Genomic DNA, 17,124 nt, shown 5'->3' with positions numbered 1-17,124 from the left:
ATTAAAAGGTGCGAAAATAATATATTTCCCCTATTAACTCTTATATTATTCTTCACCTGATAAACAACCTTCTTTTAGTCCATATAATGTGCACACATTATTGATGACACTATAAATATAGTTAATATTAAAGTTTAAATTTTTCTATTTTCAATAATTTATTTTCATCAACTTTATATTCTTTAAATCTATCATTGGAAAGTATATAATAGTCAAATTTTCTGGAGATATATATTATCATTTCATCGGCAGGCGAATTAAAATATACTCTTTTCTTTTCAGCTAATCTTTTTAAAGTTTTCCTATCCTCTTCATTTAGAAAATATTCTATATTATTATCAAAAACTATATGAACCGGGAAAAATACAATTTTTCCAAGAAACATGTTGTCAAGTATTTCTATTAATTGTTGAATTGAATTTTTGTTTTCATGTCTAATTACATTGCTTCCATCAATAACAATACCTTTTACGGAATTTGTATTGAATAATTTATAATGATAATAAGAAAAATTTTTTAATTGTATATTTAAAATATGTTGTTCAAAATCATTAAGACTTTTATAAATATCCATAAGTTTTTTAAAATATGCTTTTTTATCCTCAAGAAAGTCAAGATTCAGGATTTCATCAAGCAGATTTTGAATGAATGGATTTTTTTCATCGAGAGGCACATATGTCATCAAGGCATATAAATCAATATAATCTTTAAAAGGTAATTTTTTAAAGATTACTTTTGGAGAATATAATTCTATACCATATTTTTTTAATTTTTTTTCATAACCTCCCGGCGGAAATTTTTCTGGATACATCAGAAATTTTATTGTTTCAATATCTTCTTCTAATAGATTGTAATATTTTTTCAAATCGTTTATTCTGTTTTCTTTTGGTTTTTCTACTATATGAATCAGTAAAAATTGCAAATCATTTAAATGTTTGTTCAATATTTTCCTTTCAGCATTTTTGCTTAAAAATTTAAGTATGGATAGTAATTTTCTATGTGTTAATTCTCGTGGCTTTAATAACCATTTGTTTATCTTTGATATTTCTCTTCTTGTGTTTTGATTATGAATAGAAAAATCTTTTTCTTCTATTATTTTTAATATCTTACCAAAACTCATATCTATTTGCTCCTTTTGATTTTTTATTGTATAATTAGATTATCAGGATGTTAAAAAATAAGAAATCTATTAAGATTTAAATGATTACAGGTGATTATTTTGAATAAAGAAAAACTAAAAAAGGTATACACAATATTTATTATAATTCTCTCATGCTCATGGGGAGGAATTGTCTTAATATATGGATTTGTTTTATGGTCTATTATATATATTTCAAATTTGTTGTTTAGGAAACTACCTATAGATACAAAATACTCTGGTATTGTGAAAACTTATGTATATAAAAAGATTAAAAATAAAGAATTGAAGCTGGATATATATTATCCAGAAGAGAAAAAAGAAATGTATCCGATAATCTTTTTTGCACATGGTGGAGGATGGGTTTCCGGTTTTAGAAATCAAAAAAACAATGTATCATGGTGTAAATTTTTAGCATCCAGAGGATTTGCCGTTGTTTCTATTGATTATAGGCTTGGTATTTCACATACTATGAATGAAATATTATCTGATTATACAGATGCTCTGAATTATATAAAAAATAACTCAAAGAATTTATATTTAGATAAAAATAATATTCTCTTAATGGGGTTGTCTGCTGGAGGCCATCTTACATTATTATACTACGCATACAATACATTTGTAAAGAATATACAACATGTTGAAGGTATAAAAGGGGTTATTCTGTATTATACTCCTGCTAATTTAAAACATTTATTCGATAAAGAAGTAAAATCTATTTTTGCAAAGGTTGCAACAGTAACTACATTAAAAGGACTTCCAACTCCATCTAAAGAAGGGGAATATTTATATTATTCACCAATTTTCTGGATTAATGAAAATATGAAACCTGTGTTGCTTGTTCATGGAAAAGAGGATAAAACCGTCCCATTTTCATCTTCAATTGAGCTGTTAAAGAAATTAAGAGAAAAAGGTATACAGACTAAAATATTGGTCCATAAAAATGGAGATCACGCCTTTGAATTTGAAAATAATGATATTCAGACTATAAAGATATTAAATGAAACGGTAAAGTTTATAAGGGGATTGATGAAAAATGAAGATTGATTTTTCATATGAAAAGAAAAAAATTGATTATATTTCCGGTTTTATTTTTAAAGGAAAGCACTATAGATGCAATTATATCAGATTCAATACACTTTATAAAAATCCAGCTAAAGGCACAGAAATTGTTGAAATATATAATTTTATGCCAAAAGACAAAACATATGCATCTGCTTTAATTTTACATGGACTCGGTAGTGCAAATGTTAAATATATGTTATGGATGGCAAGAAGACTTGCAAGTGTGGGGATAAATACATCTATTTTAATTTTGCCGGGAAATTATACAAGAGTAGATAAAAATTCTGTCAGTGGAAGAAATTATTTGTGGCCGAATATAAAAATAATGTATCAATTTTGGGAACATGGTGTTGTCGATGCATTATCTACAATTGATTTTTTAAAACAGGAAGGTGTATGGAAAAAAGAAAATATTCTTATAGGATATTGTCTTGGTGGAATGGTTGGAACTATTGTTGAAGCTTTAAATCCTCAATTAAAACATCTTTTACTTATGACAACAGGGGGAAATTTACCGGAGATATTATATAATTCTCCTGCAACAAAATTTGTAAAAAGATTGATAGAAAAGGGTTTTAGAGAAGATTGTGATCTGCATAATCCTGAAAAAATTTTTGAAATTTATAAAAAACAGTTTGGATTTGTAAGAAAAATGTCTTTAAAAGAATTAATTGAATCAGATAATATTCACCCTTTATTTAAGGTTGATCCGCTGTCGTATGCGCACTTAATTGATTCTAAAAAGGTTACGTTTGTTGAAGCAATTTTTGATAAAACACTTTCAAAAAAAAGCAGAAGGATGTTAGCAGGCGAATTTAAAGAGGCAAGATATTATATAATCCCAACGGGACATGTAACGTGGTTGCCCTTTGAATTTTTACTGGCTAAAAATATCATGAACTTGCTAAACATCGATGATTTGAGAATAAAAGCCAGACTTTATGGATTCGATGAAATCGATGAAGTTCTCGATGATGAAATATTAAAAAAATAAAAACAGTGGGGGGACATGATGAATAAAAAGATTAATTGGGGGTATACGAAAAAAATAATTTTTGAAGGAATATTTAGTTTTTTTCTTTTAATTTATTTTCCTTTTGATTTTAACTTTGATTTACACAAACTTTTTGGTGTTTTATTAATAACATTTATATCAGATAATATCAATGTGAAATGGAGAAATGAGAAGCGTCTTGTATCAAATATTCCAGGATTTTTAATTGCATTTTTATTAGGACCACAATATATACTATATTCTGCTGCAATTACTATATTAAGAATAGATAATAAAGTTAGTCTTATACAGAGAATTAGAAAATTCTTTGTATATTTTATAATGTATTATGGTTCGTATATAATTGTTGAAAAGCTTGAATTTAATTTAAACATTTATTTCGAATTATTTTTGTTTGTTACTATTGCTAAAATATTAAATACTATTTTTGTTGATATCAAAAACTTTAAATTGAATATGTTTTTTATAGAATATATATTTTTTATTGCCACATTACCAAGTATATATTTATATTTGATATCCAGAAATCTTTTAGTAAGACATTATTTTTTACTTCAAAATTTGTTATTTTTAGGTATATATTTTTTCATAACCAAATATCTTTATGAAAAAGAAGAAGAACGGGTTAAAAATAAAAGATTAAAAAAATTTAATGAAATTATGCTGGAATTCTCTAATTTATTACATGCATATTCTATTAAAGCGCCAAAAGAAGTCATATTAAGAGAAGTTGCAAAACTTCTTAATGAGAAATTTCAATACAAATATGTACTAATTTCAGAGATCGATTATCAAAACGATGAAATTAAAAGAGTTGTATATGCAGGTTTTTCAAAAGAAGACTTTGAAAAATTAAGAAAAAGAAAAGTAAGAGCGTCAGAAATTATTGAGAATGTATTTAAAAATGAGTATAGATATGGTGAGGTATATTTTATACCTAATTTTGCAGAAAATATAAACGAAAATAACTATTTTATTTTTGAGCAAAATATAACAGCAAATATTTATGATAAAGATTATTTATGGAATGAAAAAGATTTGCTGGCACTTACACTGAGAAATAAGAATGATGAAATAATTGGATATATCTCATGCGACACTCCGGAAGATGGTTTAAGACCAACAACAGAAGATATGCAAACATTATCTGTATTGGCAAAAATAGTATCTATGATACTTATTCATGGAAATTATTTTACTGAAATAAAGAAATTAAGCGAAATAGATCATTTAACCGGGTTATATAATTCATCTAAATTAAGAAAAGATTTAGAAATATATGAAAAAAGAGAAAAATTAATAGCTTTAGCCTTTATAGATTTAGATAATTTTAAATATATTAATGATAAATATGGGCATCTAAAAGGAGATATGATTTTAAAAGAGATTTCCGATATTATAAAAGTTTCTATCAGAGAGAAGGATAAAGCTTATAGGTATGGTGGAGATGAATTTGTAATTATTTTTGAAGATGTAGACAAATTTACCGCTCGTAATATTCTAAAAAGAATAAGAAAAAAGCTTTTAAAAGTTCATGTGAAATTTAGTGTTGGAATTGAAGATAACAAAAAAACTTCTATTTTAAAACTGATAAAAGCAGCTGATAAAAAAGCTTATAGGGCTAAAAACAAAGGAAAAAATAAGATAATATGTTAATGTTAAAATTTTTAACCTCTTGACAACCTGAAAATTTACTTTAAAATGATATTATAGAATATACCATAATACAATAGTAAGGTGATTTTAATATGAAAAAAATATTTTTTATAATTATTATAATAATAAACATTTTTTCCTTTTCAATAACAATAGGTTTGTATAAAGCTCCACCTGTTGTTATTGATGAAAATAATGGTTTTTTAAATGATATTCTTGAATTTATTGCAGATAATAATAGCATAGAATTGAACATAATTATTGACTCACAACAAAATTTGATAGAAAAACTTAAAAGTGGCAAAATCGATGGTGTTGCACCATTGGCTTTTACGCCAGAAAGGTCTCAATTTTTTCATTTTAATCAAGAGGCTGTATTTTTTGAATGGGCTGTTATTTATACAAGAAAAAATCTTAATCTTTCATCTATTCTTGATTTAAAAAATAAAAAAATTGGTGTAATGAAAACAGATATCTTCTATGAAGGCAAGGATGGAATAAAAGATTTATTAAAAGGTTTTAATATTAAGGCTAAATTTGTTGAATTTGATACATATGAAGATATATTTAAAATGTTGGATAGAAAAAAAATTGATGCTGGTGTTGTTCCAAGATTTTTTGGCCTTGATCAGGAAAAGAAATATAATGTAAAGAAGACTTCTATAATATTTAAGCCAATTGGCGGATATATTATGTATAAGGATAGTAATTTAAAAAATATTTTTGATTTGATTGATAAACAATTAAAAAAATTAAAAGAGGATAATAATTCATTTTATTATAGAATTTTTGATAAATACTTTGAACCGATTATTAGAGAAAAAATACCAGACTGGTTAAAATACATGATTCTTTTTGGTTTAACAATCGCAATATTGATAATCGCAATATTTTATATGCATTCAAAAATATTAAAAAAAAGAGTAGAAAATAGAACCACTGCATTGAAAAAAACACTTTTAGAATTAGAAAATAAGGTTATAGAATTGAATAGTTCAAAAAAGCTTATAGAAGAAATTGTAAATTTATCTCCTAATCCAATATACATCAAAAACATAGAACAGGAAATTGTATTTGTAAATAATGCTTTTGCAAATTTACTGGGACTAAAAAAAGAAAATATTATAGGTAAATCGTTATTGGATTTATTTAACAGTACAAACAAAAGCCTTTTAGAAGAATCAATAATAGAAGACATTGATATTCTATCTTCAAAAAGAAAAGGGTTTATTGATATTTTTATGTTGAATATAAATAATAAAAAGCTTTACTTTAAAGATTATAAAACAGCAATCACTTTACCAAACAAAGAAAATGGTCTTTTGGTTTTATGGGTTGATATAACAGAAAATATTAATCATCAAAAAAATCTAGAAATTACAAATGCAGAATTACAATTGTTAAATCAAAAATTATTTAAAATAATAGATTTAATACAATATCTCGGTAATAAGGAAATTGATCTTCGTAGTTACTTCGATTATTTATTAAAATTTGCTATAGAACTTTCTGAAACAGCAGATTATGGTAGTATTTCCATTTCTGATGGAGAACACTGGAAATTTATTTCTGCTGTAGGTTATGATATTGAAAAATTAAGAAATTTACCACTTAAAAGTAAATATATGATAAAAACAGGCGAAAAACTAAAAGTAATGAAAGGCAAAGATTTAGAGCAATATAATAAAAAAGTGTTTGATAATAAAAAAATAAGACAGGAATTTTTAAAAACTGCTAAACCAATTAATGAAATAATGATTGCTACTATAAATATTAGTAAGGATAAAACGTTGAGTTTTTCTCTGGAAACAACAAAAAATAGCAAAAAATCCTTTAATGATACTGATAAAATGATATTTCAAGCATTTATTAATATTGCAAAGACTGCACTATCTTCCAAATTAAATATAGATCAGGTAAAAAATGCATATCTTAATTTTGCAAGCAAATTGGCATTAATAGCGGAGGCACATGATGATATAACTGGACAGCATATATATAGAGTAGGAGAATTAGCATCTTTCATTGCAAAAAAATTAAATTTGCCTGCTGAAAGAATTCTTGAAATGCGGGAATTTGCTCCGTTGCATGATATAGGAAAAATTTTTATTCCACTTGAAATATTAAATAAAAAAAGCAGACTAACAGATGAAGAATATGAGATTATGAAGAAACATACAATTTATGCTGAGCGACTATTGGGTGACGATCCTTATTTTGATACCGCCTTAAGAATAGCTATATATCATCATGAAAAATATAATGGCGGGGGTTATCCTTTTAATTTAAAAAGCGAAAAAATACCGATAGAGGCACAGATAGTTTCAATAGTAGATGTTTATGACGCACTTCGTTCAAAAAGACCATATAAAGAAGCATTATCGCATGAATCTGCTATGAATATTATATTAGAAGGTGATGATAGAACTTCTCCTGAAGATTTTAATCCAGAAATTTTAAATATTTTCAGAAAATATTCCAATGAAATTAAGGAGATATATAATTCATTTTCGGATTAATAATACTAAATTAATTTTGTAACTCTTTTTAAATATAACAAATACAGTATTGTTATCTTTTTTTGTTGACAAATATATACATTTTGTATATAATATGATTGATGATATCAGACTTTTTTTGTTATATTTGGAGGGAAGAAATGGAATCTATGAGTAAATGTAAGGTCTTTAATAAAAGTGGAAAATTAATATGTGATCTTTTGTTGATACTAATAGCAGAGAAAGCAAGTTATGGTTATGAATTATCGAACAGACTATGCGAGATGGGAATAACCATACCAGAAGGAATTGGTCAAAAAGGAAGGGTATACAGAGCATTATCTGAATTAGAAAAAAGAAAAGAAATAGAATTTGATTGGGATACTACTTCAAGTCCACCAAGAAAAATATATAAGATCACTAAAAAAGGAAAAGAAAGAATAAATAATTTCATCATAGAGATGGAAGAGCAAATTGTAGTATTGAAGAATTTTATTAAAAAAGCAAAAGAAAATATATAACGCGGAGGTGTTTTTTGTGGAAAAATTGTTAGATGAAAAGACATTAGAACAAGTTAGGGAATTATTATCAGAAATGAAAGGTAGAGTAAAAATAATATTATTTGAAAAGGAAAATTGCGAATATTGTGATGTAACAAAACAGTTATACACAGAATTAAAAGAAGGTGTGGAAAACGTAGATTTGGATATTTATGATATAAATTCACCTATTGCTGAAGAATATGAAATAGATAAAACTTTAGCTCCAGCTACAGTTATATTAGCCTCAAATGGTTCAGATTTAGGTGTAAGATTTTATGGTATACCATCCGGACACGAATTCAGCACATTATTACAGGATTTGATATTATTATCCAAAAATGGTGAAGTAGAATTATCTGAAGATGCTGTAGCAAAATTAAAAAATATAAATAAAAAAATGAGATTAAGAGTTTTTGTTACTCCAACATGTCCATACTGCCCAAGAGCGGTATTATCAGCACAACAGGCTGCAATGATAAATGAAAACATCAATGGTGAAATGGTTGAAGCAAATGAATTTTTCGAAATATCATCAAAACATAATGTAAGTTCTGTCCCACATACTGTTATAGAAGTGTTTGAAGATGGTGAATGGGTAGTAAAAGGTGAATTTATAGGTGCATATCCTGAACCAAACTTTGTTGAAGAAGTATTAAAAGCTGTGGAGGGGTAAACATGTTTTTTGACTTGGGAACCTCTAAAAGTAAAAGTAATCTAAAAGAATATTATGATATGATTATTATAGGTGGAGGCCCTGCCGGTGTTGCAGCTGGCATATACGCTGTTCAGGGTGGAATTAAACCGTTGATAATAGAAAAGGATTTAGATGGTGGTCAGATTAATTTAACCGAATATGTTGAAAATTATCCTGGTTTTTCATCAATTACCGGTGAAGAATTAGCAGAAAAAATGGGAGAACATGCTAAAAAGTTTGGTGTTGAATTTCATTATGGTGAAGTTATTAATGTAAATTTTGAGAAAGAGGAAAAAATAATTTCTCTTGATGATGGGAATATTGTAAAAACAAAAACAGTAGTTATTGCTACTGGCGCAACACCAAGAAAATTAAACGTACCAGGTGAGAAAGAATTTGCAGGTCGTGGAGTTTCTTACTGTGCAACTTGTGATGGACATTTTTTCAAAAATCAGAAAGTTGCTGTAATTGGTGGAGGAAATACCGCAGTAGAAGAAGCCCTATATCTTTCAAAAATAGCCAAAGAAGTTTATATTATTCATAGAAGAGATAAATTAAGAGCTGATAAAATCTACCAGGATAAGGCTTTCAATACAGCAAACATCAAATTCATATGGAATTCTGTTGTTAAAGAAATTAAAGGGGATAAAAAGGTAAATCAATTAGTACTTGAAAACAGAGAAAATGGTGAAGTAACAAATTTTGATGTTGATGGTGTATTTGTGTTTGTGGGTTTATTGCCTGTAACTCAATTATTTAAAGATAAAATAAAATTGGATGATTATGGATATATAATAGTAGACGAACATAGAGAAACAAATGTAAAAGGTGTTTTTGCTGCAGGAGATGTTATACAAAAAGAATTAAGACAAATCATAACTGCAGCTGCTGATGGAGCAATCGCAGCATCGTTTGCAGTAAGAGAATATTTTAATTAAAATTTGATAAATTCAAAAAACTAAAAAGGGGTTAAAACCCCTTTTTATTTTTTTATCTCGCTTGATTAGGGTGTCCAATTAGTAAAGTAAGCGAAAACTCGAAAATTGCCTGAAAAAATAGCATATGAAGCCGGACAATTTTGCACGGATGCAAAATTGAGTGAAGCCGAACATGGATGTGAGTCTGATACGACCGGCGAAAATATGCTATTTTTGAAAATTAGCAATTAAGGTTTGAGCGGCTTTACTTTTTGGACAACGTATCGCTTGATAAAAAACGTACAGATTTTACATTCATACAAAAAGTTTTTAACCGATGCTCGCGGCAGCGTGTATCACCGTAAGTGAGCATTGATGAATTTCAAATTTTTAATTATTTCATTTTTTTGACATATTTTTAAATTTAGTGTAACTCTCAAACACGTTGACATTATTATAAATAGCAATATGTTAATATTCTTTGACAAAATAGGCTTGAATATGATATAATAATTAAAAATCTATTAAAGGAGGGAGTCTATGAAGAAAAAACTTATTGTTTTTTTCATTATGGCGGTGGTCATCTTAATGGCGACCCTGGCTTTTGCTGATGGCGGAGAAGCGGCAGAAGTAGTTTATGGATTCTGGTCGTTAATTCCACCTCTATTAGCTATTGTTTTGGCTTTTATTACTAAAGAGGTTATATTGTCATTATTGTTAGGTGTTTTTTCAGGAGCATTGATTAGTGTTTTTGCTAATTCTAGTTCAGGATTTTTTATGAAATTAGTGGAAAGTTATACTAAAACATTTGAATATCCTGTAAATGCTTTAGCTGATGGATGGCATGCTGGAATTATTATCTTTACATTAACCATTGGAGGTATGGTTGGTGTTATAGCTAAAATGGGAGGAACGAGAGCAATAGCAAATGCTCTTGCTAAAAAGGCTAGAACAGCGAAAAGCGCACAATTAGCTACAGCTTTAATGGGTGTTGTCGTCTTTTTTGATGACTATGCCAATACTTTAATTGTTGGACCTACAATGAGACCATTAACAGATAAATTAAAGGTTTCAAGGGAAAAGTTATCTTATATTGTTGATTCTACAGCCGCACCTGTTGCAACTATGGCAGCTATTTCCACATGGATAGGATATGAACTTGGTTTAATTGGCGACGCATTTAAATCAATAAATGTAGATGTTAATCCATATTCTGTATTTTTCCAATCAATACCTTATAGAATGTATGGATTATTTGCCTTAGTTATGGTGTTTATGGTTGGTTTTATGATGAGAGATTTTGGTCCAATGTATGAAGCAGAAAAAAGGGCAAGATTAACTGGAAAGGTTTTAGCAGATGGTGCAGAACCTATGTTATCAACAGATTTTGAAAAAGATCTTGAAAAAGATAATATACCTTTAAGAGTTTCAAATGCATTGGTCCCAATTCTTACTTTGATTATTTTTGCTTTTGTTGGATTATGGTATTCTGGTGGTGGACTTGATAAACCTTTTACATGGGATGGTATCAGAGACGCTTTTGGTGATGCCGATGCTTCAGCAGCATTAATATGGGCTTCAGCCTTGGCAAGTATTGTTGCTATTGTTATGGCAGTGTCACAGGGAATTATGACATTGAAAAAAGCAATAGAAGCTTGGGTTGAAGGAGCCAAATCCCTAATAATTACTACAATTATATTAATACTCGCATGGTCAATTGGTTCTATAGCAACAGATTTAGGAACAGCTGATTATCTGGTTCAGATTGTTTCGAATTCATTACCAGGTTGGACAATTCCTGTTTTAGTATTTGTTTTATCTTCAATAGTTGCATTTGCAACAGGTACCTCATGGGGAACTATGGCTATAATGTTACCAATAGCAATTCCTTTAGCAGCACATTATACTGGCAATGAATTGACTCCATTAATCTATGCAACATTAGGAGCTGTATTAACAGGAGCAACATTTGGAGACCATTGTTCTCCAATTTCAGACACAACTATTATGTCATCAATGGCATCATCTGCTGATCATATTGATCACGTAAAAACGCAGTTGCCTTATGCTTTAACAGCCGCACTTATTGCTGCAATAGTTGGGTATATTCCTGTTGGTCTGGGAATGCCTGTATGGATTTCTTTGATTTTAGGTGTAGTTTCTCTCTGGGCTGTTTTAAAATTCTACGGAAAATCTACAAAATTAGAGGATTTAAAAGCCTAAATAATAACATAAATTTAAAAAAAAACAAAAAACCGGGATTCCCCCGGTTTTTTATTTATAATATTTTTAATCTAAAACTTTGAATATCTTCATCTGTATTTTCATATTCTTCTTCATCGAGTTTGTTATATTCCCAATTAAATAAAGTTAAATATATTTTCCCTTCTCTGCATTCTGTAAATACTGAAGGTACGGTATCTTCTTCATCTTCTACACTCATTGCTTCAACAATGAAAGAATATGCTTTTGCTTCTGTTATTGTCACTACATCTTTTAACAATACTTCAGCATCTTCAAACTCTTTCTCTGTTGCAAATGAAAAAGGAAAGGGAATAGGAATATCCTCTACATCAGTATCATATTCTTCAAGCATTTCTTTTAAATCATCTGCATAATCTGCATCATATTCTGCCACTTTTTCTACTAATTTTTTTATTTTTTCGCCATTTAATGAAGCCCATATCATAACTGTTGGATGAATATGATCACCATGAAATATTCCATCATTTGCTCCTTCTATAGCTGCTTCATGATAATTTTTACATTTTGCCATTTATTTCACCTCTCAATCTTGGCTCTCCTGCGGTGGGCTATCGGACAATAATATTTTACATTATTGAGCTATCGCTCGCCTATGGTGTTACACGCCTACGGCAAGTTATAGTTTTATAAATTTTATTAAAACTTTTTAAAGTATCTATAAATAATTATATACTTTAAATTTAAAATTAGGGTGTCCAATTAGTAAAGCGAGCGAAAACTCGCAGATTGTCCGAAAAAATAGCGAATGAAGCCGGTCAATTTTGCACGGATGCAAAATTGAGTGAAGCCGAACACGGATATGAGTCTAATACGACCGGCAAGAATGAGCTATTTTTGAGGATTAACAATCAAGGTTTGAGCGACTTTACTTTTTGGACATCGTAAATTTAAAATAAAAATATCTTTTTATGAACATTTTGACCATCCACATGTTTTACATGAAATACATCCTTCTGCCATTAATAATGAATTTTTACTCAAGCATGTTGGACAGTAAGTATTTCCCTCATTATCTATATAATAGCCTTTTGTATATTCAAGTTTATTTACATGAACAAATTTCTCAACTTCTTCTCTACTCAAAGGTTTGCCAATATGAAAAATTTCAATTTCATTGTCTTTCCAAAGTTCTTCAAAATCTTTAAGCGCAAGTCTTATTTCTTTTGAAATTCCTTTACAATATGTCCCTTTTACTTTTGAAAGTTGTTCCAATATTTCATCTACAGAAACACCTGACCTTAATGCTATTGAAGATAATCTTCCTATTATTTCTGCTGTTTCTGTTCCATCAGATAAGAAAATTTCTATGGCTTCATTATTATCATCAAAAGATACGGTAATATAAACCGTTCCAGACTTTGTTTTGTATTTTCTTGTTACACTTTTTAATGTTTCTTTCCTTGGTCTTGCGCGTAATTTGTGTTTTTCATCAAGTACAAAAAATGTTACTTTTTTATCTTCTTTTTTTGTTCTGGTTAAAACCTGTGTTTCCAATGAGCCATCTCTGTATATTGTAATTCCTTTTAAATTTAATTCCATGGCTCTTTTATAAATCTTTTTTATATCTTCAACACTGGCTTCTTTGGGTAAATTTATTGTTTTTGAACATGATGCATCTAAATAACTCTGTATAACATTTTGAGCCAGCAAATGATCCATACCTGTTATATCCATTGCAGTTACAAATATTTTTTTGATACTTGATGGTATATTTTCTATATTTTGAATAGATCCTTTTTCTATTATTTCGGCTTCTAATTCTTCTGTTAATACCCCATCTAACCTTTTTCTCAATATTTTATTCATGTAGGATAATGGAACTCTATTTCCTTCTTTATCAGTCATATATCTAATGTAAGCGAGCATAAAATTCGGCTCTATTCCACTTGATGTATCGGCTAAGTTAGAAATTGATCCAGTTGGAGCTATTGTATTTACCTGAACATTTCTTTTATATTTTTTTGATTCTCCATAAAAATGTTCTTTTATAAGTGAATTCCAGGTTCTGATATTTTCAGAGTATTTATCTGGTAACATAGGAAATGGTATAAATCCATTTTTATATTTTGATTTTTCAAATAATGGAAAATTCCCTCTTTCTCTGGCTAATTCTGCACTTGCAAGATGAGAATAATATGCAAATTGTGCTAAGGTTTCCGCCATAAATTTTCTACCTTCATCAGAATTATATGGCAGTTCTTTTTTGTACATAGCATCAGCAAGTCCCATTATTCCAAGTCCTATAAATCTCTGTTCTTTTGATACTTTATCTATTTGTTTTAGAGGATATACATTTATATCGATAACATTATCCAGAAACCTTACAGTCCAGTATATTAATTCTTTAAATAATTCTTTATTATCACCATCAGGATTGCCAGTTTCTACATAATCTACAACCTTTGATATATCGATAGAACCCAAATTACAGCTCCCATATGGCGGTAAAGGTTCTTCTCCACAGGGATTAGTAGCGCTTACAGGTGTAACATCCTCTAAAGCATAATATTTATTATGCCGCCCTAAAAATAGCATTCCAGGATCTCCAGATTTCCACGCATTATTAGCAATTAAATCAAATAATTCTCTTGCTTTAATTGTTTTTTTAATATTTGAATTAGGATGAGATAATTCTATTTCTTCATCATTTTCTAATTTTTTTAAAAATTCTTCAGGATCATCAAAATTAACCGAGATATTAAAATAATTTAATACAGACTTTCCATCATTATTTTTTTTCGAGTTTATAAAATCAATAATATCCGGATGATCATAACGCATTACTGCCATCTGAGCGCCACGCCTTGCGCCTCCCTGTTCTATAGTTGAGGCTGTAGTGTTAAATACATGCATAAAACTTATGGGACCCGATGATTTTCCACCTGTACCTGCAATCGAACTGTCTTTTGGCCTTAATACTGAAAAATCATAACCCACACCTCCACCATATTTTTGAATTAAAGCAGCATTTTTTACAGCTTCAAAAATGCCATCCATCGAGTCTTCAAGCGGAATTACAAAACATGCTGATAACATATTATGTCTTGTTCTTGAATTATATATTTTTTTATAATCTTCAAATATCATTTCATCTATTTTTTTTGAAAATAAATTATTTGGCAAAGTTTTTCCTGCATTGAATAATGTTGGACTATTTGGCAAAAAAACTCTGCTATTTAGTAATTTAAAAAATTTTATTTCAGTATTTTTTATGGATTCCAGATCATTAGTATATAATGTTTCAACACTTGCTATGTATCTCGATACCCTTTTTGCTATATCTTTCCATGTGTGTTCTATGTAATTCCCTTCACCATCTTTTAATAGATATCTGTCTCGTAATATTCTTTCAGCATTCTCTGATGGTTTTATATCGCTATAAATATCCAGAAATTCTTCAAGTTTTATCATATATATCACCCCCATATTCTTTCTCCAGATGTTATTATACCACAATATATTGTGTGTTTTTGATTTTGTTACACAACATATATGTTAATTTTGATTTAATAATAAAAAATAGCAGCTCTGCTATTTTTTATTATTAAATTTCCTCTTCTACTACTTCAGGTTCTTTGTTTGCTTTTGCTATTGCAATAAATCCTTCTATTAAAATCCAGAAAGCTATTATAAGGGTAACCACAGTTACAAAGATAAGAAGACCATTATTTGCTGCAATGAATTTCTTTAAGTTCAAAGTTGTTGCATATAATGTTATAATCATCATAAATAACATGGGTAATCCTGTAATCCATATAGGTTTTTTCTTTTTAGCAAGATATACTGTTCCTATTAATAATGCCAAACCTGCTAAAAGCTGGTTTAATGCACCAAATACAGGCCATAAAATTAATGCTCCCTTACCTCCATCAGCTGATAATGCTAATGCCATTGCTGCCAATATAACTACTGCTGTAGAAATAAATCTATTTTTTAAAGGCTTTATAACTATTTCTTTTTCTTTATTTGTAAATAATTCCTGTAATGCGAATCTTTGAATTCTTGCTGATGAATCCATAGTTGTTCCAGCAAATGAAACAATGAATACAGCCATTATTGTTTTTGCAAGATCAAGAGGGATACCATATGAATTCATTAAGTTCGCTGAACCATTAATTACAGCAGATAATTTTGCTCCCAAACCACTTGCTGCTGCCCATGATGCATAATGTGATGTAAATGCTTCAACTCCTCCTCCATTCATCCCTAAACCAGCAGTAACTGCAATTATTACTATTGTTGCCAAAACACCTTCCATTATCATTCCGCCGTAACCTATTGCATGTGCATCTGTTTCCTTTTCAAGTTGTTTAACAGTTGTTCCAGAAGCAGCCAAACTATGGAATCCAGAAATAGCGCCACAGGCTATTGTTATAAATAATATAGGGAATATTGGTGGTGCATCAGGTACTGTTTGAAATGCTGGAGCAACTATTTTAGGGTGACCAACTATAATACCCAATACTAATAATGCAATGGCTATCAATAATTCATGTGAATTTATATAATCTCTTGGTTGTAGTAACTTGTGAACAGGCAATGTTGAGGCAAAAAATACATATGCCATTAATATATAAATCCATGTAACAACAGAAATACCTTTTATTGGGAAGATTACTCCTATTGCTATTGTTACATACATTAATATAACAGCTATAATAGAATATACTGTATCATTTTTTCCTTTATTATATATCATATAACTTAGCCACATTGCTATTGGTATTTCCATCCATACAGGAAATACAGATTGTGGATACATGTTAAATAATAAGGCAACAATTAATCCAAATACAGCTAATACTATCCATAATAGGAATTGTATTAATACAAGGAATATTTTAGCTGTTCTTTCATTTATTAAATTTCCTGTTAATTCACCTATAGTCTTCCCCTGATTTCTTGCAGATACTATGAGAGATGTAAAATCATGAACTGCTCCCATGAATATAGATCCTAAAAATACCCATATAAATGCAGGAACCCAACCCCATATTACACCAATCGCAGGACCAACTATAGGTCCGGTACCAGCTATGGTTGTAAAATGATGACCAAATAATATATGTTTTTTAGTAGGAACATAGTCAACACCGTCTTCAAATTCTTTTGAAGGTACAGGATTTTTATCATCCAGTTTAAAAATCTTTTTTGATATCCATTTACCATAAGTGTTATAGGCTATCCAATATCCAACAAATGTTAATATTGCTAAAAGCAATGAGTTCATCAAAAGTTCCCCCTTTCAGAATTTTAATATGCAATTTTTACTATATCATAAGAATTATTCCTTAATACTTAAACATGAAAAAAAATGACCTGAACGGTCATTTT

At 28.9% G+C, this 17,124-nt stretch carries 12 protein-coding genes; 8 read left to right on the top strand and 4 right to left on the bottom strand.

The annotated features are described in order from the left end of the window. Nucleotides 1–127: 127 nt before the first annotated feature. A complete protein-coding gene (locus X274_RS08135; protein ID WP_047266334.1) occupies nt 128–1,120 on the bottom strand; it encodes a hypothetical protein in 993 nt (330 codons plus the stop codon). A gap of 90 nt (nt 1,121–1,210) precedes the next feature. On the opposite strand from X274_RS08135, the gene X274_RS08130 reads away from it, so the two are divergent. The 8 genes from X274_RS08130 (at nt 1,211) to X274_RS08095 (ending at nt 11,748) form a co-directional block, all read left to right on the top strand. Then, entirely contained in the window at nt 1,211–2,185 is a 975-nt protein-coding gene (locus X274_RS08130) for an alpha/beta hydrolase family protein (protein ID WP_197073342.1), read from the top strand. Further along, a complete protein-coding gene (locus X274_RS08125) occupies nt 2,175–3,197 on the top strand; it encodes an alpha/beta hydrolase (RefSeq protein ID WP_047266333.1) in 1,023 nt (340 codons plus the stop codon). Before X274_RS08130 ends, X274_RS08125 begins: the two co-directional genes overlap by 11 nt. A gap of 18 nt (nt 3,198–3,215) precedes the next feature. Beyond that, nucleotides 3,216–4,874, top strand: a complete 1,659-nt coding sequence (locus X274_RS08120; protein WP_047266332.1) for a sensor domain-containing diguanylate cyclase — start codon at nt 3,216–3,218, stop codon at nt 4,872–4,874. 92 nt (nt 4,875–4,966) lie between these two features. Beyond that, the gene (locus X274_RS11645) at nt 4,967–7,393 is read left to right on the top strand and encodes an HD domain-containing phosphohydrolase (protein ID WP_052913255.1); all 2,427 of its coding nucleotides are present in this window, start codon (nt 4,967–4,969) and stop codon (nt 7,391–7,393) included. 140 nt (nt 7,394–7,533) lie between these two features. Further along, entirely contained in the window at nt 7,534–7,893 is a 360-nt protein-coding gene (locus tag X274_RS08110) for a PadR family transcriptional regulator (protein WP_052913254.1), read from the top strand. A 16-nt stretch (nt 7,894–7,909) separates the two neighbouring features. Further along, nucleotides 7,910–8,587, top strand: a complete 678-nt coding sequence (pdo, locus tag X274_RS08105) for a protein disulfide oxidoreductase (RefSeq protein WP_052913253.1) — start codon at nt 7,910–7,912, stop codon at nt 8,585–8,587. Between the two features lie 2 nt (nt 8,588–8,589). Further along, nucleotides 8,590–9,546, top strand: a complete 957-nt coding sequence (gene trxB / locus X274_RS08100; RefSeq protein ID WP_047266331.1) for a thioredoxin-disulfide reductase — start codon at nt 8,590–8,592, stop codon at nt 9,544–9,546. A 519-nt stretch (nt 9,547–10,065) separates the two neighbouring features. Next, nucleotides 10,066–11,748 (top strand): Na+/H+ antiporter NhaC family protein, encoded by a 1,683-nt coding sequence (locus X274_RS08095; protein ID WP_047266330.1) that lies wholly within the window; start codon nt 10,066–10,068, stop codon nt 11,746–11,748. Nucleotides 11,749–11,803: 55 nt separating this feature from the next. On the opposite strand, the gene X274_RS08090 is transcribed toward X274_RS08095, so the two are convergent. From X274_RS08090 to X274_RS08080, 3 genes are all read right to left on the bottom strand, one after another. Continuing rightward, on the bottom strand, nt 11,804–12,301 hold the full coding sequence (locus tag X274_RS08090; protein ID WP_047266329.1) for a hypothetical protein: 498 nt from the start codon (nt 12,299–12,301) through the stop codon (nt 11,804–11,806). A 395-nt stretch (nt 12,302–12,696) separates the two neighbouring features. Continuing rightward, entirely contained in the window at nt 12,697–15,201 is a 2,505-nt protein-coding gene (locus X274_RS08085; protein ID WP_197073341.1) for an adenosylcobalamin-dependent ribonucleoside-diphosphate reductase, read from the bottom strand. 133 nt (nt 15,202–15,334) lie between these two features. Then, a complete protein-coding gene (locus X274_RS08080) occupies nt 15,335–17,020 on the bottom strand; it encodes a carbon starvation CstA family protein (RefSeq protein WP_047266328.1) in 1,686 nt (561 codons plus the stop codon). Between the last annotated feature and the right edge of the window lie 104 nt (nt 17,021–17,124).

This window comes from Marinitoga sp. 1155, assembly GCF_001021175.1.
Lineage (GTDB): Bacteria > Thermotogota > Thermotogae > Petrotogales > Petrotogaceae > Marinitoga.
The sequence above is the reverse complement of the archived record's forward strand: the minus strand, read 5'-3'. Positions and strand labels throughout refer to the sequence as shown.